Below are 25,680 nucleotides of genomic sequence, written 5' to 3' on the forward strand. Positions count from 1 at the left end.
CCTCACCAGAACTCACCCTGAGGATCGCTGCATGCCTGGCATCACGCGCGAGGAGGTCGCCCACCTCGCTCGGCTGTCGCGTCTTGAGTTGCAGGCCGAAGAGTTGGACCACTTCGCCGAGCAGCTCGACGTGATCATCGGCGCGGTCGCCCGCGTTTCCGAGGTCGCCGGACAGGACGTCCCGCCCACCTCCCACCCGCTGCCGCTGACCAACGTCATGCGCGCGGACGAGGTCCGGCCGTCGCTCACCCCGGACCAGGCGCTGGCCGGGGCCCCGGCCGCCGAGGAGCAGCGTTTCCGTGTGCCCCAGATCCTCGGGGAGGACTGACCCATGACCGAGCTCATCCGTTACACCGCGGCCGAGACCGCCGCCGCCGTCGCCAAGGGCGAGGTGTCCGCCGTCGAGGTGGCCCAGGCGCACCTGGACCGCATCGGGGCCGTCGACAAGAAGGTCAACGCCTTCCTGCACGTCGACACCGAGGGCGCGCTGAGCGCCGCCCGGGCCGTCGACGAGAAGCGCGCCAAGGGCGAGGAGCTGGGCCCGCTGGCCGGTGTCCCGCTGGCGCTGAAGGACGTCTTCACCACCAAGGGCGTGCCGACCACCTGCGGCTCGAAGATCCTCGAAGGCTGGATCCCGCCGTACGACGCCACGCTGACCACGCGTCTCAAGGACGCCGGCGTGGTCATCCTCGGCAAGACCAACATGGACGAGTTCGCGATGGGCTCCTCCACCGAGAACTCCGCCTACGGCCCGACCGGCAACCCGTGGGACCTCTCCCGGATCCCCGGCGGCTCCGGCGGCGGTTCGGCCGCCGCGCTGGCCGCGTTCGAGGCGCCGCTGGCGATCGGCACCGACACCGGCGGTTCGATCCGCCAGCCCGGCGCCGTCACCGGCACCGTCGGCGTGAAGCCGACCTACGGCTCGGTGTCGCGCTACGGCCTGGTGGCCTTCTCCAGCAGCCTGGACCAGGGCGGCCCGTGCGCCCGAACCGTGCTGGACGCGGCGCTGCTGCACGAGGCGATCGCCGGCCACGACCCGCTGGACTCGACCTCGATCGACGCGCCGGTCCCGGCCGTGGTCGAGGCCGCGAAGCTGCGCGACGTGCGCGGCATGCGGATCGGCGTGGTGAAGGAGTTCGCCGGCGAGGGCTACCAGGCCGGCGTGATGCAGCGCTTCAACGAGTCGGTGGAGCTGCTGCGCGAGCTGGGCGCGGAGGTCGTCGAGGTCTCCTGCCCGTCCTTCACCCTGGCGCTGCCGGCGTACTACCTGATCGCCCCGAGCGAGGCGTCGTCCAACCTGGCCCGCTTCGACGCGATGCGCTACGGCCTGCGGGTCGGCGACGACGGCTCCCGCTCGGCCGAGGAGGTCACCGCGCTGACCCGTGAGGCCGGTTTCGGCCCCGAGGTGAAGCGCCGCATCATCCTGGGCACCTACGCGCTCTCCTCGGGCTACTACGACGCCTACTACGGTTCGGCCCAGAAGGTGCGGACGCTGATCTCCCGCGACTTCGACGCCGCTTTCGCGGGCGTGGACGTCCTGGTCTCGCCGACCACGCCGACCACCGCCTTCCCGATCGGCGAGCGCGCCGACGACCCGATGGCGATGTATCTGGCCGACCTGTGCACGATTCCGTCCAACCTTGCGGGCAACGCGGCCATGTCGCTGCCGGTCGGCCTGGCCCCGGAGGACAATCTCCCGGTCGGCCTGCAGATCATCGCACCCGCGATGGCGGACGACCGCCTGTACCGCGTGGGCGGCGCCGTCGAGGCCGCACTCAACGACAAGTGGGGGCACACCCTGCTGGAGGAGGCACCGGCACTGTGAGCAAGATCGAGAACGCCAAGGCCCAGTCGGCATCGCTGAAGGGGTGGAAGCACTCCAAGCCCGGGCTCTGGCTGTCCATCGGCACCAGCGCCTTCGGCGCGGTCTCCATCGTCAAGGACGTGCGCAAGGCCCGCGGCGAGAGCGACACCCTGAAGCTGGTCAACGCCCTGGTCGGCGCGGCCGCGCTGGTCACCGGCACGGCCCTGCTGGTCCGTGAGCTGCGCCGCCTCGGCGACGACGACGTCCTGTTGGGCTGACCCAGCCCGTGAGGCCCCGGCCTGCGCCCGAGGCGCAGGCCGGGCCCGCACCACCGAAGACTTTTTAGTGAAGGGGACGCTGTGAGCGTCAAGAACCTGGTCTCCTACGAGGACGCGCTCGCGTCGTTCGACCCGGTGATGGGCCTGGAGGTCCACGTCGAGCTGGGCACCAAGACCAAGATGTTCTGCGGTTGCTCGACCGAACTGGGCGCCGAGCCGAACAGCCAGGTCTGCCCGACCTGCCTGGGCCTGCCGGGCTCGCTGCCGGTCGTCAACGCGATCGGCGTGGAGTCGGCCGTCAAGATCGGCCTGGCGCTGAACTGCGAGATCGCCGAGTGGTGCCGGTTCGCGCGGAAGAACTACTTCTACCCGGACATGCCGAAGAACTTCCAGACCTCGCAGTACGACGAGCCGATCGCCTTCAACGGCTACCTCGACGTGCAGCTGGAGGACGGCTCGACCTTCCGGGTGGAGATCGAGCGCGCCCACATGGAGGAGGACACCGGCAAGTCCAGCCACGTCGGTGGCGCGACCGGCCGGATCCACGGCGCGACCCACTCGCTGCTGGACTACAACCGGGCCGGCATCCCGCTGATCGAGATCGTCACCAAGCCGATCGAGGGAGCCGGCGCGCGCGCCCCCGAGGTCGCCCGGGCGTACGTCGCCGAGCTGCGCGAGGTCATCCGCTCGCTGGGCGTCTCCGAGGCCCGGATGGACAAGGGCCAGATGCGCTGCGACGTCAACCTGTCGCTGCGCCCGAACGGCACCGAGACCTTCGGCACCCGCTCGGAGACCAAGAACGTCAACTCGCTGCGCAGTGTGGAGCGGGCCGCCCGGTTCGAGGTCCAGCGGCACGCCACGGTGCTGACCGACGGCGGCACGATCGTCCAGGAGACCCGGCACTTCCACGAGGAGGACGGCAGCACCACCGCCGGCCGGATCAAGGACAACGCCGAGGACTACCGGTACTTCCCGGAGCCGGACCTGGTGCCGATCGCGCCGTCCCGCGCCTGGGTGGAGGAGCTGCGCGCCGGGCTGCCCGAGCTGCCCCGGGTGCGCCGTGCCCGGCTGCAGGCCGAGTGGGGCCTGACCGACAAGGACATGCAGTCGGTGCTGAACGCCGGCGCCGTCGAGCCGATCCAGGAGACCATCGCGGCCGGTGCCCCGGCCGACCAGGCCCGCAAGTGGTGGATGGGCGAGCTGGCCCGCCGGGCCAACGAGACCGGCACCGAGCTGGCCGAGCAGCCGATCACCCCGGCGCAGGTCGCCCGGGTCGCCGCGCTGGTCGCCGAGGGCAAGCTGAACGACAAGCTGGCCCGCCAGGTCATCGAGGCCGTGCTGGCCGGCGAGGGCGAGCCGGACGCGGTCGTCGAGCAGCGCGGCCTGGCCGTGGTCTCGGACGACTCCGCGCTCGGTGCCGCCGTGGACCAGGCCATCGCCGAGAACGAGGCGATCGCCGCCAAGATCCGCGACGGCAAGGTCGCCGCGGTCGGCGCGCTGGTCGGCGCGGTCATGAAGACCACCCGCGGCCAGGCGGACGCGGCCCGGGTCAAGGATCTGATCCTGGAGAAGCTGGGCGTTTCCGCCTGAGCCTCCAAGGCGCCTGAGGCGATCTAAGGGCCACTTAGTGGCCCGAGGCCCGGTCCTACCCCTCGCCAGGGGGAGGACCGGGCCTTTGCCGTACCCGGCGGCCGGTACCTAAGGCGGTCGGGCCCCGGAACATGCGGCAGGCTGCCGATGCGGCCGACCCCCCTGGGAGAGGAATCTTTACCTCAGAACGAGAGAGACACCGAAACCCACGAGGGGAAACACCGTGATCGAGTACGAGCTCATCAAGCAGCAGGAGCTGGAACTCCGGGCCCAGGCCGACCACGAGCGCCTGGTCCGCGAGGCGAAGGGTGCCAAGCGCACCGGCTGGCGCCCGAACGTGGGCTTCCGCATCCAGCGGCGGGCCGTCCGTCCGCGCGAATGCTGACGGACCGGCACCTCGGTGCCGAGCGGGGACCGGAAGGGGAGGCGCCACGGGGGTGCGCCTCCCCTTCCGGGCGTCCAGGGGGCGGGATAACCCCTCGGACGACGCCCGACCTCTGTGGCATGCTCGCCTCCATGCAGCAGATATCGGTGAGTCCCGTCTTCGTCGGCCGCGATCCGGAACTCACCGTCCTGCTGGACGCGATGCGCAGGGCCGGCGACGGCCAGCCGCAGACCGTGCTGATCGGCGGCGAGGCCGGGGTCGGCAAGACCCGGCTGCTGGAGGAGTTCCTCCGCCAGGCGTGCCTGGACGGCGTGGTCACCACCGTCGGCGGCTGTCTGGAGATCGGCGCCGAGGGCCTGCCCTACGCGCCGCTGGCCACCGCGCTTCGCCGGCTGCACCGGAGCCTGGGCACCGAGCTGGAGGCGGCCGCGGCCGGCATGGAGGGGCACCTCGCCCGGCTGATGCCGGACTTCGGCGAGGCCGACGGCGAACCCAACGACGAGTACGGACGAGCCCGGCTGTTCGAGCACACCGCGAGGCTGTTCGAACGACTCGGCACGGACCGTACCCTCGTGCTCGCCGTCGAGGACCTCCACTGGTCCGACCGCTCCACCCGGGAGCTGCTGGCCTACCTGGTCCGCACCCTGCACCGGGCCCGGGTGCTGCTGGTCGCCACCTACCGCAGCGACGACCTGCACCGCCGCCATCCGCTGCGGCCCTTCCTGGCCGAGCTGGAGCGGCTGCGCACCGTGCAGCGGGCCGAGCTGGAGCGGTTCGGGCCGGGCGAGGTGGCCGCGCAGCTGGCCGGCATCCTCGGCACCGCCGCCCCGGACCGGGAGCTGGTCGACCGGATCCACCGCCGCTCCGAGGGCAACCCCTTCTTCGTCGAGGAACTCGCCACCGCCTTCCGCGAGGGCTGCTCGGCCGGGCTCACCGACTCGCTCCGGGACATGCTGCTGGTCCGGGTCGAGGCGCTGGACGAGCAGACCCAGCGGGTGCTGCGGATCGCCGCCGAGGGCGGTTCCTACGTCGAGCACGCCCTGCTCGCCGCCGTCCTGGAGGACGAGGAGGAGCTGATCGCCTCGCTCCGGGTCGCGGTCGGCGCCAACATCCTGCGCCCGGACACCGACGGCGACGGCTACCGGTTTCGGCACGCGCTGGTCCGGGAAGCGGTCTCGGACGACCTGCTGCCGGGCGAGCGGCACCGGATCAACCGGCGCTTCGCCGCCGCGCTGGAGGCCGATCCGCACCTGGTCGGCTCCGACGTCCGCCCCGCCCGGCTGGCCAACTACTGGTACCACGCCCACCACCCGGCCCGGGCCCTGCCCACCGCGCTGGAGGCCGCCAGGGCCGCCCGCCGGCGCAACGCCTTCGCCGAGCAGCTGCGGATGCTGGAACGCGCCCTGGAGCTCTGGGACGAGGTCCCGGACGAGGTGCTGGCGGGCACCCTCCGCCCGCACGACTGGGCCGAGACCTACCCGCCCTGCTCCTGCGACGTGGACCGGCACGACGAGCACTGCGACCGGCTCTGCCTGATCGACGTCCTGGCCGAGGCGGTGGTCGCGGCCCGGCGCAGCGGGGACCGCGAGCGCGGACTGAGCCTGGCCCGGCGGGCGCTCAAGATGGTCGACGAGACCGGGCACCCGGCCCGCGCCGCCTGGTTCCGGATCAACCGGGCCCGGATGCTCGGCCACCTGCGCCGCTCCGGTGACGAGGAGGAGATCGCGTACGCGCGGCGGCTGGTCGAGCACCTGCCGCCGTCCGCCGTCCAGGCCGAGGTGTTCGCCCTCGCCGCCGGCAGCGGGATGCTCTCCAACCCCCGGCCCGAGCTGGTCGAACTCGCCGAGCGGGCGGTCCGGATCGCCCGCGAGGTCGGCGCCGACGCCGTCGAGCAGCACGCCCTGATGACGCTCGGCGGACTGCGCAACGACCTCGACTCCGACCCGGAGACCGCCGTCGCCCAGCTCACCGCGGCGGTGGAGGCCACCCGGCGGATCGGCGCCCCCGACGTCCTGCTGCGCGGCATCAACAACCTCGCCGCGATGAAGCGCGGGCTCGGCCGGGCCGAGGAGGCGGCGGCGCTCGCCCGGGAGGGGCTGGAATCCGCCCGGGGCAACGGCCTGCAGCGCAACATCGGCGCCATCCTGACCGGGAACCTCGCCGAGTCGCTGATGGACCTCGGGCGGATCGACGAGGCCGAGCAGGTGCTCGCCGAGTGCCGGCTGGTCGGTGCGACCGGCACCCACGCCGAGTTCCTGGACCGGATGCGCGGCGAACTCGCCCTGCTCCGCGGCGACCTGGCCACCGCCGCCGCCATGCTGGCACAGGCCAGGGCGGCCAACCGGATCGGCCAGCTCCAGCACTCCGTCCCGATCGCGCGGCTGGCGCTGCGGGTCGCCGTCGGGGCCGGCCGTTCGCTGGACGCCCGCGCCGAGCTGATCGCCGCCCTGGACGAGGACCTCCGCTGCGGCTACCTCGCCGACCTCTACCCGCTGCTGGTGGACGGCGCCGCCGCCGAGGCGGACAGCCGGGGCCTGCCGGAGGCGGAGCGGGGCCGCGCCGCGGTGCTGGCCAGGATCGCCGCGACGGCGGCCGGGCTGACCCCGACCGTGCCGCTGCACCACGGCTGGGCCCGGCTGCTGGAGGCCGAACTGGCCCGCGCCGAGGGCGCGGACACCCCCGGGCAGTGGGCCGTCGCGGTCGCGGCGCTGCGCCCGACCGGGCTGCCGTTCCCGCTGGCGGCGGCGCTGCTGCGGGCCGGCGAGGCCGAGGTGCTGGCCGGGCGCCGCGAATCCGGCGTGGCACTCCTGCGCGAGGCGCGGGAGCTGGCCGCGGCCCGCTCCGACGCGGGGCTGCGGGCCGAGATCGACGCGCTGGCCGCTCGGGCCGGCCTGGTCCTGGTCGCGGACCGTCCGGCGCCCGCCCCGGCACTGCCGGCCGGTGAATCGCTCGGCCTCACCCCCCGTGAGCGGGACGTGCTCCGATTGCTCGCCCGGGGGTGCACCAACCGGCAGATCGCCGAGGAACTGTACATCTCGCCGAAGACCGCGAGCGTGCACGTCTCCAACATCCTGGGCAAGCTCGCGGTGACCGGCCGGGGCGAGGCGGCCGCGCTGGCCCACCGGCTACGGCTGTTCCCGGAGGACCTGGTCCCGGTCGCCCGCTGACGGCCCGTCCGAGGCTCCCGCCCGACGCCCGGCCCGCCGTGGTGGCCGGTGCCGGGCGGGCGCCGCCGCGTGCTCCTGTGCGCGCTGCGTGAGCCCCCTTGTGCGCGCCCCCGTCAACCGGACCGTTCCGGCGGAATCGGACCCAATTCCCCACTCCTGGACCATTACTCTAAGTTGAGTGTGCGTGTCATTGAGTGACCGAAGTGGTGTAGGGTCCCGAACGGGAACATCGGTGTGGCGGGACGGCCGGCAGGCCCCCCGCCCCCTGGGCCACCGCCCTGCCGGGGCGCCAGGTCACCGCGCACGGCCACCAGGCGCGCGGCCGGTGGTCCGTGACCGGGGCGCGAGGCCCCGGGCCGGAGGGGGAGAGGCCGAGTGAGCTCCACCGACGCGGTGCTGCCCGGAGCCGGACGGCCCCAGGCGCCGGACGCCGTCCTGCCCGTGGACGGCCCGCCGCGGCCGGGCCCGCCGCCGCGCGGCGCCCGTGCGGGCGGCCCGCCCCCGGGCAGAACGGGCGGCCCGCCCCCGTACCGGCCGGCCGGCCGCGGCGCGAGACCGGGGCCGCTCCGCCGGGCGCTCTGCAGCCGCAAGCTGCCGGGCGCCGCCCTCGGCGTGCTCTGCCTCGCCTACACCCTCGGTGCCGCGCTCGGCTGGGGCTCGCGCCAGGTCGCCGTCTTCATGGGCGACTTCGGCCTGGCCGCGGCCGCGCTCGCCGCCGCTCTCTCCTGTCTCGCCTACGGCTGCACGGTCGGCGGCCACGCCCGCCCGGCCTGGCTGCTGTTCGGTCTCTCCTCGCTCATGGTCGCCTTCGGCAACGGCACCTGGGGCTGGTACGAGCTGGTCGAGCGCACCCCGCTGCCGCCCAACTCGCTGGCCGAGTACGCCTTCCTGCTGTTCGCCCCGCTGGCCATCACCGGCGTCCTGGTGCTGGCCCAGCGCCCCCGCACCGCCGCCGGCTGGCTCTGCCTGCTGCTGGACGGCTGGCTGGTGGCCGGCTCGCTGTTCACCCTCAGCTGGAGCCTCGCCCTCGGCCGGACCGCCGCCGGCGAGGACGGCTCCCCGCTGCGGCTGGCCCTCAACCTGGCCTATCCGGTGCTGGACATCCTGCTCGTCTCGCTGGTCGTCGGCCTGCGCTTCGGCGGCCGGGACGGCAACCGCGCGGCCGTCCACACCGCCATGGTCGGTCTCGCCGTCACCGTGCTCTGCGACGCCCTGTTCACCTCGCCCGAACTGCGCAGCAGCTACCACTCCGGCGAACTGCTGGACGCCGGCTGGTTCGCCGGCAGCCTGCTGCTGGCCTGGGCCCCGTGGTCCCCGCGCTGGCGCCGCCCGCTGCGCGAGCACCCGGCGCTCGGCGGGCTGCCCCGCCGCCGGGTCGCCACCACCTTCAGCGCCCTCACCCCGTACGCGGCCGCCGCCGTCTGCACCGCCGGGATCCTCTACAACGCCCTGGGCGGGCGCTCCCTGGACCGGGTGGTGGCCTCGGCGGCCTGCACCGTCGGCCTCGCGCTGATCCTGCGCCAGGGCATCATGCTGCTCGACAACCTCTCGCTGGCCCAGGAGCTCGCCCACAAGGAGGCGCACTTCCGCTCCCTGGTGCAGGGCTCCAGCGACGTCATCATGATCGCCGGCGCCAACGGCGTGCTCTCCTACGTGTCCCCGGCCGCGCTCGGCGTCTACGGCCGTGACCCGGAGGAGCTGGTCGGCGGCAACCTGCTCGACCTGATCCACCCCGAGGACGTCGACCGGGTCCTGCTGGAGGTCCGCCGCTTCCTGGCCCGGGGCCGGCTCGCCGCCCACCGCGACCCCGGCGCCGAACCGCTGCCCGCGGCCCGGGTGGAGTGCCGGATCGGCTCCGGCGGCGGCGAGTGGCTGCACGTCGAGTCGACCGTCGACCGCTACCGCGACGGCCTGATCCTGAACAGCCGCGACGTCACCGAACGGGTCATGCTCCAGGCCCAGCTGCAGCACAACGCCTTCCACGACCCGCTCACCGACCTGCCCAACCGGGCGCTGTTCACCCAGCGGCTGCGCGCCGCCCTGGCCGCCCGCGGCCCGCAGGACGAGGCGGGCTCCGGGGTCGCCGTGCTCTTCCTCGACCTGGACGGCTTCAAGGCGGTCAACGACACCGCCGGCCACCAGGTCGGCGACGAACTGCTGGTCCAGGCGGCCCGCCGGCTCCAGGGCGCCGTCCGCTGCGGGGACACCGTCGCCCGCTTCGGCGGCGACGAGTTCGCCGCCCTGGTCTGCGGCCCGCTCGGCCGGCTCCAGGTCCAGGAGCTAGCCGACCGGCTGCGCACCGCGCTCTCCGAGCCCTACTGGATCGGCGGCAGCGAACTCAGCGTCGCCGCCAGCATCGGGATCGCCTTCGGCACCCCCGAACGCGGCCCGGCCGCCGACCCGCGCGCCGCCGCCGACGAGCTGATGCGCAACGCGGACCTCGCGATGTACCGCGCCAAGTCCGAGGGCAAGGGCCGGGTGATGCTCTACACGCCGGCCATGCGCGCCGACCTGGAACGCCGCACCGAACTGGACGAACGCCTGCGCGCGGCCGTCCGCGAGGGCGGTTTCACCCTGCTCCACCAGCCCGTGGTGGACCTCACCAGCGGCGCGGTCACCGCCGTCGAGGCGCAGGCCCGCTGGCGCTCCGCGCAGGGCCTGCTGCTCACCCCGGCCGAGTTCCTGCGCTCCACCGAGCCGGGCGACGCCGCCGCCCGGTTCTCCCGCTGGCTGGTCCGGGAGGCGGTGACCGCCGCCGCGCTGCGCCGGGGTCCGTCCGCCCGGAGCCGCGCCGTCCCGCCGCCGGTCCCGGTGTCGGTCCGGCTGTCCGCCGAGCGGCTGTGCGCGCCCGGTCTGTACGAGGCGGTGGTCGCGGCGCTGCGGGACAGCGGGCTGCCCGGCGGCCAGCTGATCGTGGAGGTGGCCCGGACCGGCCCGGACGACCTGGCGGACGAACTCGGCCGCCGCCTCGACGCGCTGCGCCGGCTCGGCGTCGGCACCGCGCTGGCCGGCTTCGGGGCCGGCCGGGGTTCGCTCGGTGCGCTGGTCCGGCTGCCCTTCGACGGCCTCAAGCTGGACCGCTCGCTGGTCCAGGACCTGGGCGAGTCCGCGCTCGCCCGCACTCTCGCCGGGCACGCCCTGCGGCTCGGCCGGGACCTCGGGCTGGTCACCGCCGCCGAGGGCGTCGACCTGCCGCGCCAGGTGGCCGTGCTGCAGGAGCTGGGCTGTCGCCAGGTCCAGGGCTCGGCGTTCTCCGCGCCGCTGGACGAGATCCGGCTCCGGCGCGAGCTGGCCCGCCGCGCCTACCCGGTGCCGAGGCCGCCCGGCCCGCTGCCCGGGCGGCGCCCCTTCCTGGCCGCGGACACCCGGACGAGTGGCCGCGGCGAGGCCGCCGGAGGGCGTGTCGTACCTCACCACAACGGCTCCGACCTGCCCGAACACCCGGCCGTGGCGGGTCCGGGAGCAGGTCCGCATGGCGAGACGGCCGTCCCACCTGCTTGACAGCCGACCCTTGGCGGGAGGAAGGTCGTTGCCATGCGCACCCGAATTCTCGTACTTGGCGGGCGCGTCGGCTGAGCGGGCCCCGACCCGTTCGCGACAGACCGACGCGCCACCCCTCGCATGCCCTTGGGCACGAGGGGTTTTTTGTTGCACCGACGCTGTTCCACCACCGCAAGACCCCTGGCCCCGAGGCCCCGCGAAAGGGACGATTGGGGCAGAGCCGGCGATCGGCCCGCAAGCGGGACCCCACCCTCGACCCCCCGGGGCCCGCAAACCCCCGGGTCGGCCAGAACCGAGAAGAGACAGGCAGATGACCGAGCACGCCGCATCCCCCCGCCGCGGGGACACCCCGGCCGCCCACGCTCCCGCTCCTCAGCACGTCGTCGAGACCATGACCGGCGCCCAGTCGCTCATCCGCTCGCTGGAGGCCGTCGGTGCGGACACCGTCTTCGGCATCCCGGGCGGGGCCATCCTTCCCGCGTACGACCCGCTGATGGACTCCACCAAGGTGCGCCACATCCTGGTCCGCCACGAGCAGGGCGCCGGCCACGCCGCCACCGGCTACGCCCAGGCCACCGGCCGGGTCGGCGTCTGCATGGCGACCTCCGGTCCGGGCGCGACCAACCTGGTCACCCCGATCGCCGACGCGTACATGGACTCGGTGCCGATCGTCGCCATCACCGGCCAGGTCACCTCCAAGGCGATCGGCACGGACGCCTTCCAGGAGGCGGACATCTGCGGCATCACGATGCCGATCACCAAGCACAACTACCTGGTCACGGACCCGGCCGAGATCCCCCGGGTGATCGCCGAGGCGTTCCACATCGCCGCCACCGGCCGCCCCGGCCCGGTCCTGGTCGACATCGCCAAGGACGCCCTCCAGGCCACCACCACCTTCCGCTGGCCGGTCGACACCTCGCTGCCCGGCTACCGCCCGGTGACCAAGCCGCACGCCAAGCAGATCCGCGAGGCGGCCAAGATGCTGGTCACCGCCAAGCGTCCGGTCCTGTACGTCGGCGGCGGCGTCGTCAAGGCCGGCGCCACGGCCGAGCTGCGCATCCTGGCCGAGCTGACCGGCGCCCCGGTGGTCACCACCCTGATGGCGCTCGGCGCCTTCCCGGACAGCCACCCGCAGCACCTGGGCATGCCCGGCATGCACGGCTCCGTCCCGGCCGTCAGCGCGCTCCAGAAGGCCGATCTGCTCTTCACCCTCGGCGCCCGCTTCGACGACCGGGTCACCGGCAAGCTGGACAGCTTCGCGCCGTACGCCAAGGTCGTCCACGCGGACATCGACCCGGCCGAGATCGGCAAGAACCGCCCGGCGGACGTGCCGATCGTCGGCGACGCCCGCGAGGTGCTGGCCGACCTGATCGTCGCCGTCCAGGCCGAGTTCGACGCCGGCCACAAGGGCGACTACGCCGACTGGTGGGAGCGGCTCGACGAGTGGAAGACCACCTACCCGGTCGGCTACGAGCCCGCGCCCGACGGCGAGCTGTCCCCGCAGCAGGTCATCGAGCGGATCGGCCGGCTGGTCGGCCCGGACGCGGTCTACGCGGCGGGCGTCGGCCAGCACCAGATGTGGAGCTCGCAGTTCATCCGGTTCGAGAAGCCGGGCACCTGGCTCAACTCCGGCGGCGCCGGGACCATGGGCTACGCGGTTCCGGCCGCGATGGGCGCCAAGGCCGGCCGCCCGGACGCCGAGGTCTGGGCGATCGACGGCGACGGCTGCTTCCAGATGACCAACCAGGAGCTGGTCACCTGCGCCCTGAACAACATCCCGATCAAGGTCGCGGTCATCAACAACGGCTCGCTGGGCATGGTCCGGCAGTGGCAGACGCTGTTCTACAACCAGCGCTACTCCAACACCGTGCTGCACTCCGGCCCCGGCCACGACGGCATCGAGCCGCCGGCCCAGGGCACCCGGATCCCCGACTTCGTCCTGCTCGCCGAGGCGATGGGCTGCGTCGGCCTGCGCTGCGAGCGCCCCGAGGACCTCGACGCGGTGATCAAGCAGGCGATGGAGATCGACGACCGCCCGGTGGTCATCGACTTCATCGTCCACCAGGACGCCATGGTCTGGCCGATGGTCGCGGCCGGCACCAGCAACGACGAGATCCAGTTCGCCCGCGGCGTCCGTCCCGACTTCGGCGACGACCTCGACTGAGCCCCCTCCGGAACGACCAAGGGAACCCACGACCCATGTCCAAGCACACCCTCTCCGTCCTGGTCGAGAACAAGCCCGGCGTGCTCGCCCGGATCGCCGCGCTGTTCTCCCGTCGGGGCTTCAACATCGACTCCCTCGCCGTCGGCCCGACCGAACACCCGGACATCTCCCGGATGACCATCGTGGTCAACGTCGAGGACCTCCCGTTGGAGCAGGTCACCAAGCAGCTCAACAAGCTCGTCAACGTGATAAAGATCGTCGAGCTCGACCAGTCCGCTGCGATCCAGCGGGAACTGGTCCTGGTGAAGGTCCGCGCCGACAACGAGACCCGGTCGCAGATCGTCGAGATCGTCCAGCTGTTCCGCGCCAAGACGGTCGACGTGTCCCCGGACGCGGTCACCATCGAGGCCACCGGCAGCTCGGACAAGCTGGAGGCCATGCTCCGGATGCTGGAGCCCTACGGCGTCAAGGAGTTGGTCCAGTCCGGCCTGGTCGCCATCGGACGCGGCGCGCGTTCGATCACGGACCGCTCGCTGCGCGCCCTCGACCGCAGCGCCTAGGACCCGACCGGTCCCGGCCCTCCGGGACGCGCCGCCGTCTCAAACCCTGAAGCACCGCCCCACCCCGACGCCGGATCCGCATACGGTAGGAACCACCGCAGACCCGGCAAACCACTCGCAAGGAGATGTGCCCCCGTGGCCGAGCTGTTCTACGAAGACGACGCCGACCTGTCCATCATCCAGGGCCGCAAGGTCGCGGTCATCGGCTACGGCAGCCAGGGCCACGCCCACGCGCTGTCCCTGCGCGACTCGGGCGCGGACGTCCGGGTCGGCCTGAAGCCGGAGTCCAAGTCCCGGGCCAAGGCGGAGGAGGCCGGCCTGCGCGTGGTCACCCCCGCCGAGGCCGCGGCCGAGGCCGACGTCATCATGATCCTGGTCCCGGACCCGATCCAGGCCGATGTCTACGAGGCCGACATCGCCCCGCACCTGAAGGCCGGCGACGCCCTGTTCTTCGGCCACGGCCTGAACATCCGCTTCGGCTTCATCAAGCCCCCGGCCGACGTCGACGTCTGCATGGTCGCCCCGAAGGGCCCGGGCCACCTGGTCCGCCGCCAGTACGAGGAGGGCCGCGGCGTCCCGGCGATCGTCGCCGTCGAGCAGGACGCCTCCGGCAAGGCGTTCGACCTGGCGCTGTCCTACGCCAAGGGCCTGGGCGCGACCAAGGCCGGCGTCATCAAGACCACCTTCACCGAGGAGACCGAGACCGACTTGTTCGGTGAGCAGGCCGTCCTCTGCGGTGGCACCGCCGCCCTGGTGAAGGCCGGTTTCGAGACCCTGGTCGAGGCGGGCTACCAGCCGGAGATCGCCTACTTCGAGTGCCTGCACGAGCTGAAGCTCATCGTCGACCTGATGTACGAGGGCGGCCTGGAGAAGATGCGCTGGTCCGTCTCCGAGACCGCCGAGTGGGGCGACTACGTCACCGGCCCGCGGATCATCACCGCCGACACCAAGGCCGAGATGAAGAAGGTCCTCACCGAGATCCAGGACGGCACCTTCGCCAACACCTGGATCGCCGAGTACAAGGCCGGTCTGCCCAAGTACAACGAGTACAAGAAGGCCGACGAGGACCACCTGCTGGAGAGCACCGGCAAGAAGCTCCGCAAGCTCATGAGCTGGGTCAAGGAAGAGGCGTAACGCCTCGGGGGAGCCCTCGCCGGCCCGTATCCCCCTTGTACAACAAGGCGGCTCCCGTCCGGGTGATTTTGCCGGACGGGAGCAGCCTGCTACCCAGCCCGTCGATACACTTCCGAGTGCGCGTCAGGCCCACAGCGTCGTGCGTCTAACTACGCGGCATGCCACCTTCCCCCGCCCGGCAAGGCCACCCTCGCGCCCGGATCCGGGGAGAACCGGACAGTTAAGGACACACTGTCGTGAGCACTGCTACAACTGTGAAATCTGGCGTAGTACTGATCGCCGAAGAGCTGTCGCCCGCCACCGTCGACGCCCTCGGTCCGGACTTCGAGATCCGCCACTGCAACGGCGCGGACCGCACCGAACTGCTGACCGCCATCGCGGACGTGGACGCCATCCTGGTCCGCTCCGCCACCAAGGTCGACGCCGAGGCGCTGGCCGCGGCCCGCAAGCTCAAGGTGGTCGCCCGCGCCGGCGTCGGCCTCGACAACGTGGACGTCTCCGCCGCCACCAAGGCCGGAGTCATGGTCGTGAACGCGCCGACCTCCAACATCGTCACCGCCGCCGAACTCGCCTGCGGCCTGCTGATCTCCGTCGCCCGCAACATCGCGCCGGCCAACGCCGCGCTCAAGGGCGGCGAGTGGAAGCGCAACAAGTACACCGGCGTCGAGCTCAGCGAGAAGGTCCTCGGCGTCGTCGGCCTCGGCCGGATCGGCGTGCTGGTCGCCCAGCGGATGTCCGCGTTCGGGATGAAGATCGTCGCGTACGACCCCTACATCCAGGCCGCCCGCGCCGCGCAGATGGGCGTCAAGCTGGTCTCGCTGGAGGAGCTGCTGGAGGTCTCGGACTTCATCACCGTCCACCTCCCGAAGACCCCGGAGACCATCGGCCTGATCGGCGACGAGGCGCTGCACAAGGTCAAGCCGACCGTCCGGATCGTCAACGCCGCCCGCGGCGGCATCGTCGACGAGGCGGCGCTGCTCAGCGCCCTGCGCGACGGCCGGGTGGCCGGCGCCGGCCTGGACGTGTACGCCAAGGAGCCGTGCACCGACTCGCCGCTGTTCGCCCTCGACAACGTGGTGGCCACCCCGCACCTGGGCGCCTCCACCGACGAGGCCCAGGAGAAGGCCGGCATCGCGGTCGCGAAGTCGGTCCGCCTGGCGCTGGCCGGCGAGCTGGTGCCGGACGCGGTCAACGTCCAGGGCGGCGTCATCGCCGAGGACGTCCGTCCGGGCCTGCCGCTGGCCGAGAAGCTCGGCCGGATCTTCACCGCGCTGGCCGGCGAGGTCGCCGTCCGGCTCGACGTCGAGGTGCGCGGCGAGATCACCCAGCACGACGTGAAGGTGCTCGAACTGTCCGCCCTCAAGGGCGTGTTCGAGGACGTGGTGGCGGAGACGGTGTCCTACGTCAACGCCCCGCTGTTCGCCCAGGAGCGCGGGGTCGAGGTGCGGCTGACCACCTCCAGCGAGAGCCCCGAGCACCGCAACGTCATCACCGTGCGCGGCACCCTGGCGGACGGCGAGGAGATCGCCATCTCCGGCACGCTGGCCGGCCCCAAGCAGGTCCAGAAGATCGTCGGCGTGGACGCCTTCGACGTGGACGTCGCGCTCACCGACCACATGGCCTTCTTCAAGTACGAGGACCGGCCCGGCGTGGTCGGTGTCCTCGGCCGTCACCTCGGTGACGCCGGCATCAACATCGCCGGCATGCAGGTGGCCCGCGACGGCAGCGGCGCGCTCGCCTCCCTCACCGTGGACAGCGAGATCCCGCAGGAGGTGCTGTCGGCGATCGCGGCCGAGATCGGCGCCCGCTTCGCCCGCTCGGTCGACCTCGGCGCCTGAGCCCCGCACCGCCCCCCACCAGGGCCCGGACCACCGTTCGCACGGCGGTCCGGGCCCTGGCGCGTTCCCCCGGGTGAAGCCCGTCTCAGATACTAGGAAATCCGAGTATTCGTGCAGACACCGCCGGGCCCGGGTCGTACCGTGGAAGCAGCCGCACGGTGTGCCGCCCCTGTAGCCAGGGCGCCCGGCCCGTGCGCGCGTCCGCACCCATGGGCGGGAGACCCCCGCCCGGTGTACCCCCCTCCTCCCCACCGCCGCGTCCGTTCCCACGGCGCGTATCGAACCAAGGAGCCCCGGTATGCCCCCGACCGCCGACCGCCACGCCGCTTCCGCCCCCGCCGCCCCGCAGGCCCGCGCCCCGCGCCGCCGCCGGGCCGTCGAGCAGAACCCCTTCGCCGCCGCCGCGCTCCAGCGGGCGCTGGACCGCCGCGACAACGGCGGCGCGACCGGCCACCACTGACCGGCCGGCACCGACCCGCCGCCCCGGCCGGGGCCGCCCCCGACCTGGCCCCGGCCCGTTCGGCGTTCATCCGCCGAATGGGCCGGACGGACTGACGGAAGGTCACCCCCAGGAGTGCACCTTGCCGCCGTTCGGTGGAAGTCGCTCGCCGGACCGGCGCGATATTCCTAATTTGGGGCCCCCGGAAGGGTGATCGACGGCCGCGCGGGCGGGCGTCAGCGGCACCGCATGCGGATCAGTTCCCCCGGCCGGGGGAGAGGACCATGCGCCATCCCGTCGTCCGCCGACCGTTCACCCGGCTCGGCCTGACACTCACCCTGCTCGCCGGACCGGCCCTGCTCACCGGGGCCGCCCCCGCCACCGGCAGCCCGCCGACGGCCCCGGCGGCCCCGCCGGGCCGCTCCGCCACCGGGCCCGTCGCCGTCCTGCTGGAACTCGCCACCGAACCCGTCGTCCCCGCCTGGCGCCGGGCCGGGGACGAGGCCCGGCGGAACAGGCGTTCCCCGGACGCCGTCCGGGGCGAGGCCGCCCGGGCCGGCGCCACCCAGCGGGCCCGCGCCTCCACGGCGCTGGACCGCCTGGCCGACGCCGTCCACGACGCCGTCCCCGCCGCCCGGGAGCTCTACCGCACCCGCACCCTGCTCACCGGACTCGCCGTCAGCGCGCCGGCCGACCGGCTGCCCGCGCTGCGCACCCTGCCCGGGGTCGCGGCCGTGCACCCGATCGTCCGCAAGCAGCGGGACAACGCGCACTCGGTTCCGGTCACCGGTGCGCCCGAGGTCTGGACCGGCGGTTCCTCCGACGGCGGCCCGGACGGCGGCGACACCGGCCGGGGCGTGCGGATCGGCGTCGCGGACAGCGGCATCGACTACACCCACGCCGACTTCGGCGGCCCCGGCACCGAGGAGGCGTTCCGCTCGGTCGACGGCGCGAAGCCCGCGCCGGCCGGCCTCTTCCCCAACGCCAAGGTGACCGGCGGCCGCGACCTGGTCGGCGACGACTACCAGCCCGACCCGTCCTCCCCGCACTACCAGCCGGAGCCGCACCCGGACGGGAACCCGATCGACTGCGTCCGCAACGGCCACGGCACCCATGTCGCCGGCACCGCCGCCGGCCTCGGCGTCACCACCGACGGACAGCCCTACCACGGCCCCTACCGGCCCGGCCTGGACCCGGCCGGTTTCCGGGTCGGCCCCGGCGCCGCCCCCGGCGCCCAGCTGTACGCGATCCGGGTGTTCGGCTGCGACGGCTCCACCGACCAGCTCGGCGAGGCCCTCGACCTGGCCGCCGACCCGGACGGCGACGGCGACCCGAGCGACCGGCTCGACGTCCTCAACCTCTCGCTCGGCAGCCGCTTCGGCGCCACCGACGACGCCGACGCCCTCGCCGTCGACCGGCTCGCCGCGCTCGGCACCGTGGTCGTCGCCGCCGCGGGCAACGAGGGCGACGTGTACGCCATCGGCGGCAGCCCCGGCACCGCCGCCAGGGCCCTCGCGGTCGCCGCCTCGGTCGACCCGCACAGCGACGCCGACGGCCTCACCGTGCTCGACCCGCAGCCGCTCGCCGGGGTCGTTCCGGCCCACTGGAGCGCCCGCTACCAGGACTGGTCCACCGCCGACGTGGCCGGGGAACTCGCCCTGCCCACCGACCAGCGGGACGGTTGCGCGGCCTTCTCCGAGGCCGACCGGCAGCGGATCGCGGGCCGGATCGCGGTCCTCGCCTGGAGCACCCGCGAGTCGGAGCGGGCCTGCGGCTCCGGCCCGCGCGCCGACCACGTCGCCGAAGCCGGGGCCCTCGGCGCCCTGCTCGCCGCCGACGACGACCACCTCGCCGAGATCGCCGGCAACGACCGGGTCCCGCTGGCCCTGCTCGCCCGCGCCGACGGCGAACGGCTCCGCGCGGGCGCCGCCGCCGGTCCGGTCCGGGTCCGGCTCGCGGCGCCCGGCAACCCGTTGCACGGCGTCGTCGCCCAGGACCAGCCGCAGCGGCTCGACACCCTCACCGACTTCACCTCGCGCGGCATCGGCGTGCCCGGCGTGGTCAAGCCGGACCTCGCCGCCCCCGGCGAGACCATCTGGTCGGCCCGGGTCGGCAGCGGCACCGGCGGCCAGCGCGAGGACGGCACCTCGATGGCCACCCCGCACGTCGCCGGACTGGCCGCCCTGGTCCGCGCCGCCCACCCGGACCGGACCGTCGAACAGGTCAAGGCCGCGCTGATGAACACCGCCGGGGACACCTGGCTCGGCGACGGCGGCACCGGCCCGGTCTACGGGCCCGAGCGCACCGGCGCCGGCCGGGCCGCCGTCGACCGGGCCGTCCGCACCCCGGCCGTCGCCTACGCGGCGGGGGAGGGCGCGGTGGAGGGCGCCGTCGGCGTCTCCTTCGGCCCGGTCGCCGTCACCGGGCCGCAGGCCCTGGTGCGCGAGGTCGAGGTCCGCAACCTGTCCGCCGCCCCGGTCGCCTACCGGACCGGCTACGCGGCCGCCACCGAGCTGCCCGGCGCCCGCTTCGAGCTCGCGCCCGACCGGATCGAGCTGCCGCCCGGCGGCACCGCGCGGGTCCGGGTCACCCTGGCCGTTCCCGGCGCGCTCGGCCGGGCCCCGGACCCGACGATCGCCACTGTCCAGGGCGGCCGGGCCCGCAGCTACCGGGGCGAGCTCTCCGGCCGGCTGCTGCTGACCCCGGACGACCCGGCCGTCCCCGGCCTGCGGGTGCCGCTGTTCGCGGCCCCGCGTCCGGCCACCGACCTGGCCGCCACCGCCCCGGTCCGCACCACCCGCTCAGGGGCCGTGGTCGCGCTCACCGGCACCGACGCGCCCGGTGACGGGGCCGGTCTGCTCAGCGCCTTCGCGCTCGGCGGGGAGGGCGCCCGCTGGGCGGACTGCCCGCCGGACAGCGGGGCGGCCGTCGGGCCCGGCGCGGGCTTCGTCCCGGAGGGCAGTACCGAGGAGGCCGAGCACCTGCGGGACGTCTGCGTCGAACGCCCCGGCGACCGGGCGGCCAACCTGAGGGCCGCGGGCGCCGCCACCGACGCGCCCACCGTCGCCGGGGACCCGCTCGCCGAGGGCCGGCTCTACCTCGGTGCCCAGGTGTGGGCCCCGTCCGCCACCCCGGTCGGCCTGTTCGGCGTCCGGGCCTCGCTGGACACCGACGGCGACGGCGTCACCGACGCGGTGGTCAGGGCCGACCGGATGCGCGGCAGCGACGTCCTGGTGGCCCGGACGGTGGACGCCCGCACCGGCGCCGAACTCGACGTCCAGCCGCTGAACGCCCGCTGGGGCGACACCGACACCGCGTTGCTGGACTCCGACACGGTGGTCCTGCCGGTCCGGCTCTCCGCCCTCCCGGGCGTCCGGGCCGGGCACAGCACGGTCCACTACGCGGTGTGGACCGGCCTGGCCGGCGCGGGCCGGGACCCGGCCGACGCCTACTCCGCGATCGGCCTGCGCGGCACCCGCCCCACCCTCGCCGTCGACGTCCTGCACCCCGCCGTCGACATCCGCACCGGCCCCGGCGGCCCCACCGCCCTGGCCGCCCCCGTCCACCCCGCCACCCTGCTGGACATCCGCCGCACCGACGGGGACCGCTCCCGGGTCCTGCTGCTCCACCACCTCAACCCGGAGGGCCGCCGCAGCCAGATCCTGTCCCTGCCGTAGCCGGTCCCGAGGGGGAGCGTGCGGCCTTCGCCGCACGCTCCCCCGATCGGGAGAACGGCTGAACCCGACGGCGTCCCTCTGCGAGGGTGGAGCGGTGGAGGATCTCTCTGAGCAGTACCCGGTTCGGCTCCGCCCGCCGGCCGAGGGACACACCGCCGACAGCCTTGACCGGCCGTCCGACCTTCCGCCGCACACCGAGCTGCTGTTCGGCGGTCCGGTCTTCAGCGCACGTCAGACACGCTTCCACGCCCGGACGGTCAGTCGCCTGGACCGGCACCTGGACGAACAGGTGCCGGAAGGCCGGGAGGTCTGGCGCCGAATGGGGGTGAAGCTGGACGACCGCAGCCGTACGAGATCGACCCGGCCACCGGGCTCTACGGGCCGACCGGGATCCACCACAAGCAGCTGAAGGTGGACCGGCCGTTTCCGGTCGACATCGATCTCACCTGATCACCTGCCACCAAGGGCGTTGTCCGGATGGTGGACGCGAGATGTCAGGCTCTGGGACATCGGCGTAGCCTCCGAACATGTCTCGCACGATTCGTCTCGCAGTAGTCCCCGGTGACGGTATCGGCCAGGAAGTGGTGGCCGAGGGCCTCAAGGTCCTGGAGGCTGCGCTTCCCGCCGATGTGAAGCTGGAGAGCACCGAGTTCGACCTCGGCGCCCGGCGCTACCACCGCACCGGTGAGACCCTCCCGGACAGCGTCCTGGCGGAGCTCAAGGGCCACGACGCGATCCTGCTCGGCGCCATCGGCGACCCGAGCGTGCCGTCCGGTGTGCTGGAGCGGGGGCTGCTGCTGAAGCTGCGGTTCGCCTTCGACCACCACATCAACCTCCGGCCGGGCCGCCTCTTCCCGGGCGTGAAGTCGCCGCTGGCCGGCGAGCCGGAGATCGACTTCGTGGTCGTCCGCGAGGGCACCGAGGGCCCGTACGTCGGCAACGGCGGCTCCCTGCGCACCGGTACCGAGCAGGAGGTGGCCACCGAGGTCAGCCTCAACACCGCCTTCGGCATCGAGCGCGTGGTGCGCGACGCCTACCGCCGGGCGCAGGCGCGCCCGCGCAAGAAGCTCACCCTGGTGCACAAGAACAACGTGCTGGTGCACGCCGGCCACCTGTGGACCCGGATCTTCGAGCAGGTCGGCACCGAGTTCCCCGAGGTCACCACCGACTACCTGCACGTCGACGCGGCGACCATCTTCTTCGTCACCCAGCCCGAGCGGTTCGACGTCATCGTGACCGACAACCTGTTCGGCGACATCCTGACCGACCTGGCCGCCGCCGTCACCGGCGGCATCGGCCTGGCCGCCAGCGGCAACATCAACCCGAGCGGTGCCTTCCCGTCGATGTTCGAGCCCGTGCACGGCTCGGCGCCGGACATCGCGGGCCAGGGCAAGGCCGACCCGACCGCCACCGTGCTGTCGGTCGCCATGCTCCTGGAGCACCTCGGGTACGCCGCCGAGGCCGCCCGGATCGAGACCGCGGTCGCCGCGGACCTCGCCGAGCGCACCGGCACCCGCACCACCGCCCAGGTCGGCGACGCGCTCGCCGCCCGAGTATCCGCCTAGGAGGCCGGGACCCGACAAACGGTGTTCCGGCCCCGGTGGGCCGGACCCCATAACGGCAGCTTGCGGTTCTCCAAGGAGTCCGCGACTGTTCGGCACGGCCCTCTGGATGCGAGTATCGACAGTGGGCCGTGCCGTCGTGCGTCCGTACCGGAGTGTGAGTCCGGGACGAGCACCGGCGGAGGCGGCCCGGACCAACCCCACGGTGAAGGACACACAGCCATGAGCACGCCCACCCAGGCGCCCATCACGTTCGACCTCAAGCCCTCCGCGCACCCGCTGCCCCAGGCGGAGCGCGAGGCCCGGCTGGCCAACCCGGGCTTCGGGCGCGTGTTCACCGACCACATGGTCACCATCCGCTGGACCGAGGGGGTGGGCTGGCACGACGCCCAGCTGGCGCCCTACGCGCCGATCGAGATGGACCCGGCCAACATGACCCTCCACTACGGTCAGGCGATCTTCGAGGGCCTCAAGGCGTACCGCCAGGCGGACGGCTCGATCGCGACCTTCCGTCCGGAGGCCAACGCGCAGCGCTTCCAGGCGTCGGCCCGCCGGCTGGCGATGCCGGAGCTGCCGGTCGAGGCTTTCGTCGAGGCCGTCGAGCTGCTGGTCCAGCAGGAGCAGTCCTGGGTCCCGAACGAGCCGGAGCAGAGCCTCTACCTGCGGCCGTTCATGTTCGCCACCGAGGTCGGTCTGGGTGTCCGGCCCGCCAACTCCTACCTCTTCATGATCATCGCCTCGCCGGCCGGTGCCTACTTCCCGGGCGGCGTCAAGCCGGTCTCGGTCTGGCTCTCCGAGGACTACGTCCGCGCCGCCCCGGGCGGCACCGGTGCCGCCAAGTGCGCCGGCAACTACGCCGCCTCGCTGGTCGCCCAGGCCGAGGCCGCCGCCAAGGGCTGCGACCAGGTGGTCTGGCTCGACGCCGCCGAGCACCGGTGGATCGAGGAGATGGGCGGCATGAACCTCTACTTCGTGTTCGGTGAGGGCGAGGACGCCCGGATCGTCACCCCCGAGCTGTCCGGCGCCCTGCTTCCCGGTATCACCCGCGACTCGCTGCTCCAGCTCGCCACCGACCTCGGCTACGCGGTCGAGGAGCGGAAGATCTCCACCGAGGAGTGGAAGCGGGGCAACGCCGACGGCACCCTGACCGAGGTCTTCGCCTGCGGCACCGCCGCCGTGATCACCCCGGTCGGTTCGGTGAAGTCCCGCGGCGGCGACTGGACCGTCGGCGCCGGCGAGCCCGGCCCGGTCACCATGGAGCTGCGCCGCTCGCTGCTCGCGATCCAGGGCGGCCAGGCCCCCGACACCCACGGCTGGCTGCACCGGATCGTCTGATCCCGCTCCCGCCGGGCGGGCGGCCGCCGAGGGAGCCGCCCGCCCCGGCCCGCCCGGCCCGCTCCCGGCCCGTCCGTTCCGGATGCCGAGACGGGCGGGCCGAGGCGCGGACGATGTGCCAGACTGCCGACGTGTCCTCGCTTTCGCTGATTATTAGCAGCAGGCGCGCCGGTCCGCAGTGACCGCTCCCGCACCCACCCGATGCGGAGCGACCACCAGCGTCCAGACCCGCGCGCAGACCTCTCGCACCCGCGAGGGGTCTTTTTGTTTCCCCCGGACCGGCCGGAGCCCCCACAAGGGGCCGAGGGACACCGGGGCGCGCGCGGGATGCTGGACAGTGGAGCCGGAACCAGAACCGGCAGAGCAGCAACCCGACCTCCCGGAACGGAGACCCAGGGTCATGACCCAGGCGAGCAACCTCCCCGACGACGCGTTCCACGTCTTCGACACCACCCTGCGCGACGGCGCCCAGCGCGAGGGCATCAACCTCACGGTGGCCGACAAGCTGGCCATCGCCCGGCACCTGGACGAGTTCGGCGTCGGCTTCATCGAGGGCGGCTGGCCCGGCGCCAACCCCCGGGACACCGAGTTCTTCGCCCGCGCCGCCGAGGAGCTGGACCTCCGGAACGCCCGGCTGGTCGCCTTCGGCGCCACCCGGCGGGCCGGCGGCAGCGCCGCTGACGACCCGCAGCTGGCCGCCCTGGTCAACTCCGGCGCACCGGTGGTCACCCTGGTCGCCAAGGCCCACGACCGGCACGTCGAACTGGCGCTGCGCACCACCCTGGACGAGAACCTGGAGATGGTCCGGGACAGCGTCGCCCACCTGCGGGCGCAGGGCCGCCGGGTCTTCATCGACTGCGAGCACTTCTTCGACGGCTACCGGGCGAACCGGGACTACGCGCTGGCCGTGGTCCGCGCCGCCCACGAGGCGGGCGCCGAGGTGGTGGTGCTCTGCGACACCAACGGCGGGATGCTGCCCTCCGGCGTGCGCGACACCGTCGCCGACGTCCTCGCCGCGACCGGCGCCCGGCTCGGCATCCACGCCCAGGACGACACCGGCTGCGCCGTCGCCAACACCCTGGCCGCGGTCGAGGCCGGCGCCACCCACGTCCAGTGCACCGCCAACGGCTACGGCGAGCGGGTCGGCAACGCCAACCTCTTCCCGGTGGTCGGCGCGCTGGAACTCAAGTGCGACCGCCGGGTGCTGCCGGCCGGCAGCCTGGCCGAGATGACCCGGATCTCGCACGCGATCGCCGAGGTGGTCAACCTCGCCCCCTCCACCCACCAGCCCTACGTCGGCTTCTCGGCCTTCGCCCACAAGGCCGGACTGCACGCCTCGGCGATCAAGGTCGACCCGGACCTCTACCAGCACATCGACCCGGAGACGGTCGGCAACACCATGCGGATGCTGGTCTCCGACATGGCCGGCCGCGCCTCCGTGGAGCTCAAGGGCAAGGAGCTCGGCTACGACCTCTCCACCGACCGGGACCTGGCCGGCCGGGTGGTCGCCCGGGTCAAGGAGCAGGAGAACCTCGGCTACACCTACGAGTCCGCCGACGCCTCCTTCGAGCTGCTGCTGCGCGACGAGGTCCGCGGCCGCCGCGAGCGGTACTTCGCCCTGGAGTCCTGGCGCACCATCAGCGAGCAGGGCCCGGGCGGCGCCGCGGGCAACGAGGCGACGGTCAAGCTGTGGGCCAAGGGCGAGCGGATGCTCGCCACCGGCGAGGGAAACGGCCCGGTCGACGCGCTGGACAAGGCGCTGCGCACCGCGCTGGAGCGGATCTACCCGCAGCTGGCCAAGCTGGAGCTGGTGGACTACAAGGTCCGCATCCTGGAGGGCCAGCACGGCACCGGCTCCAAGACCCGGGTGCTGATCGAGACCACCGACGGCACCGCCACCTGGTCCACCGTCGGGGTGGCCGACAACGTGGTGGCGGCCTCCTGGCTGGCCCTGGAGGACGCCTACACCTACGGCCTGCTGCGGGTCGGGCTGGAGCCTGACGAGGCCCGGGACTGACCCGGGCGCCGCACCGGCGGCCCGGTGCGGCGAGGGCCCGCCGCGGTGACAGGACGGCGCGGCCCGGGGACCGGAGGGTCCGCGGGCCGCGCCGTTCGGCCGTGCGCCGTCGAGCGGTGCCCCGGGGTCACCGCAGCCGGGCGAGGAGGGCGTGTTCGACGAGGGTGATGAGGGCGCTCTTGGCGCTGTCGCGGCGTCGGGCGTCGAGGGTGATGACGGGGGTTTCGGT

General features: G+C 73.7%; 16 protein-coding genes and 1 pseudogene. 16 read left to right on the forward strand and 1 reads right to left on the reverse strand.

Annotation, left to right across the window (positions count from 1 at the left end; genetic code table 11):
• The first annotated feature begins 31 nt into the window (after positions 1-31).
• The 16 genes from gatC to cimA all read left to right on the forward strand — a co-directional run bounded on the left by gatC (position 32) and on the right by cimA (position 25,451).
• On the forward strand, positions 32-328 hold the full coding sequence (gene gatC, locus ACIQ9P_RS14675; RefSeq protein WP_030302932.1) for an Asp-tRNA(Asn)/Glu-tRNA(Gln) amidotransferase subunit GatC: 297 nt from the start codon (positions 32-34) through the stop codon (positions 326-328).
• Between the two features lie 3 nt (positions 329-331).
• Positions 332-1,825 carry an Asp-tRNA(Asn)/Glu-tRNA(Gln) amidotransferase subunit GatA gene (gene gatA / locus ACIQ9P_RS14680; protein ID WP_402354902.1) on the forward strand — a complete coding sequence of 498 codons (1,494 nt, stop codon included), beginning with the start codon at positions 332-334 and terminating at the stop codon, positions 1,823-1,825.
• The gene (locus tag ACIQ9P_RS14685; protein ID WP_369826134.1) at positions 1,822-2,082 is read left to right on the forward strand and encodes a hypothetical protein; all 261 of its coding nucleotides are present in this window, start codon (positions 1,822-1,824) and stop codon (positions 2,080-2,082) included. The genes gatA and ACIQ9P_RS14685 overlap by 4 nt, the downstream gene beginning before the upstream one ends.
• Before the next feature lie 81 nt (positions 2,083-2,163).
• Positions 2,164-3,672: an Asp-tRNA(Asn)/Glu-tRNA(Gln) amidotransferase subunit GatB gene (gene gatB / locus ACIQ9P_RS14690; RefSeq protein ID WP_402354904.1), complete on the forward strand. Its 1,509-nt coding sequence runs from the start codon at positions 2,164-2,166 to the stop codon at positions 3,670-3,672.
• A gap of 223 nt (positions 3,673-3,895) precedes the next feature.
• Positions 3,896-4,057: a hypothetical protein gene (locus ACIQ9P_RS14695; protein ID WP_402354906.1), complete on the forward strand. Its 162-nt coding sequence runs from the start codon at positions 3,896-3,898 to the stop codon at positions 4,055-4,057.
• Between the two features lie 131 nt (positions 4,058-4,188).
• Positions 4,189-7,224, forward strand: a complete 3,036-nt coding sequence (locus ACIQ9P_RS14700; protein ID WP_402354908.1) for an AAA family ATPase — start codon at positions 4,189-4,191, stop codon at positions 7,222-7,224.
• Between the two features lie 591 nt (positions 7,225-7,815).
• Complete coding sequence (locus tag ACIQ9P_RS14705; protein WP_402354983.1) at positions 7,816-10,725, forward strand: putative bifunctional diguanylate cyclase/phosphodiesterase; 2,910 nt, start codon at positions 7,816-7,818, stop codon at positions 10,723-10,725.
• A gap of 310 nt (positions 10,726-11,035) precedes the next feature.
• Complete coding sequence (locus tag ACIQ9P_RS14710) at positions 11,036-12,889, forward strand: acetolactate synthase large subunit (RefSeq protein WP_402354910.1); 1,854 nt, start codon at positions 11,036-11,038, stop codon at positions 12,887-12,889.
• A gap of 35 nt (positions 12,890-12,924) precedes the next feature.
• Complete coding sequence (ilvN, locus tag ACIQ9P_RS14715) at positions 12,925-13,449, forward strand: acetolactate synthase small subunit (protein ID WP_402354912.1); 525 nt, start codon at positions 12,925-12,927, stop codon at positions 13,447-13,449.
• A gap of 135 nt (positions 13,450-13,584) precedes the next feature.
• The gene (ilvC, locus tag ACIQ9P_RS14720; protein ID WP_266271586.1) at positions 13,585-14,583 is read left to right on the forward strand and encodes a ketol-acid reductoisomerase; all 999 of its coding nucleotides are present in this window, start codon (positions 13,585-13,587) and stop codon (positions 14,581-14,583) included.
• Positions 14,584-14,837: 254 nt separating this feature from the next.
• The gene (serA, locus tag ACIQ9P_RS14725; protein WP_402354915.1) at positions 14,838-16,421 is read left to right on the forward strand and encodes a phosphoglycerate dehydrogenase; all 1,584 of its coding nucleotides are present in this window, start codon (positions 14,838-14,840) and stop codon (positions 16,419-16,421) included.
• A 298-nt stretch (positions 16,422-16,719) separates the two neighbouring features.
• Complete coding sequence (locus ACIQ9P_RS14730) at positions 16,720-16,881, forward strand: hypothetical protein (RefSeq protein ID WP_402354917.1); 162 nt, start codon at positions 16,720-16,722, stop codon at positions 16,879-16,881.
• 263 nt (positions 16,882-17,144) lie between these two features.
• The gene (locus ACIQ9P_RS14735) at positions 17,145-20,537 is read left to right on the forward strand and encodes a S8 family serine peptidase (protein ID WP_402354919.1); all 3,393 of its coding nucleotides are present in this window, start codon (positions 17,145-17,147) and stop codon (positions 20,535-20,537) included.
• Between the two features lie 527 nt (positions 20,538-21,064).
• Complete coding sequence (locus tag ACIQ9P_RS14740; protein ID WP_402354921.1) at positions 21,065-22,102, forward strand: 3-isopropylmalate dehydrogenase; 1,038 nt, start codon at positions 21,065-21,067, stop codon at positions 22,100-22,102.
• 219 nt (positions 22,103-22,321) lie between these two features.
• The gene (locus ACIQ9P_RS14745; RefSeq protein WP_402354923.1) at positions 22,322-23,434 is read left to right on the forward strand and encodes a branched-chain amino acid aminotransferase; all 1,113 of its coding nucleotides are present in this window, start codon (positions 22,322-22,324) and stop codon (positions 23,432-23,434) included.
• A gap of 400 nt (positions 23,435-23,834) precedes the next feature.
• Positions 23,835-25,451 (forward strand): citramalate synthase, encoded by a 1,617-nt coding sequence (gene cimA / locus ACIQ9P_RS14750; protein ID WP_402354925.1) that lies wholly within the window; start codon positions 23,835-23,837, stop codon positions 25,449-25,451.
• A 127-nt stretch (positions 25,452-25,578) separates the two neighbouring features.
• Here cimA and ACIQ9P_RS14755 read toward each other — a convergent pair.
• Positions 25,579-25,680: pseudogene (locus ACIQ9P_RS14755) on the reverse strand (ATP-binding protein); the annotation flags it as partial.

Source organism: Kitasatospora sp. NPDC094019 (genome assembly GCF_044764505.1).
Classification (GTDB): Bacteria; Actinomycetota; Actinomycetes; order Streptomycetales; family Streptomycetaceae; genus Kitasatospora.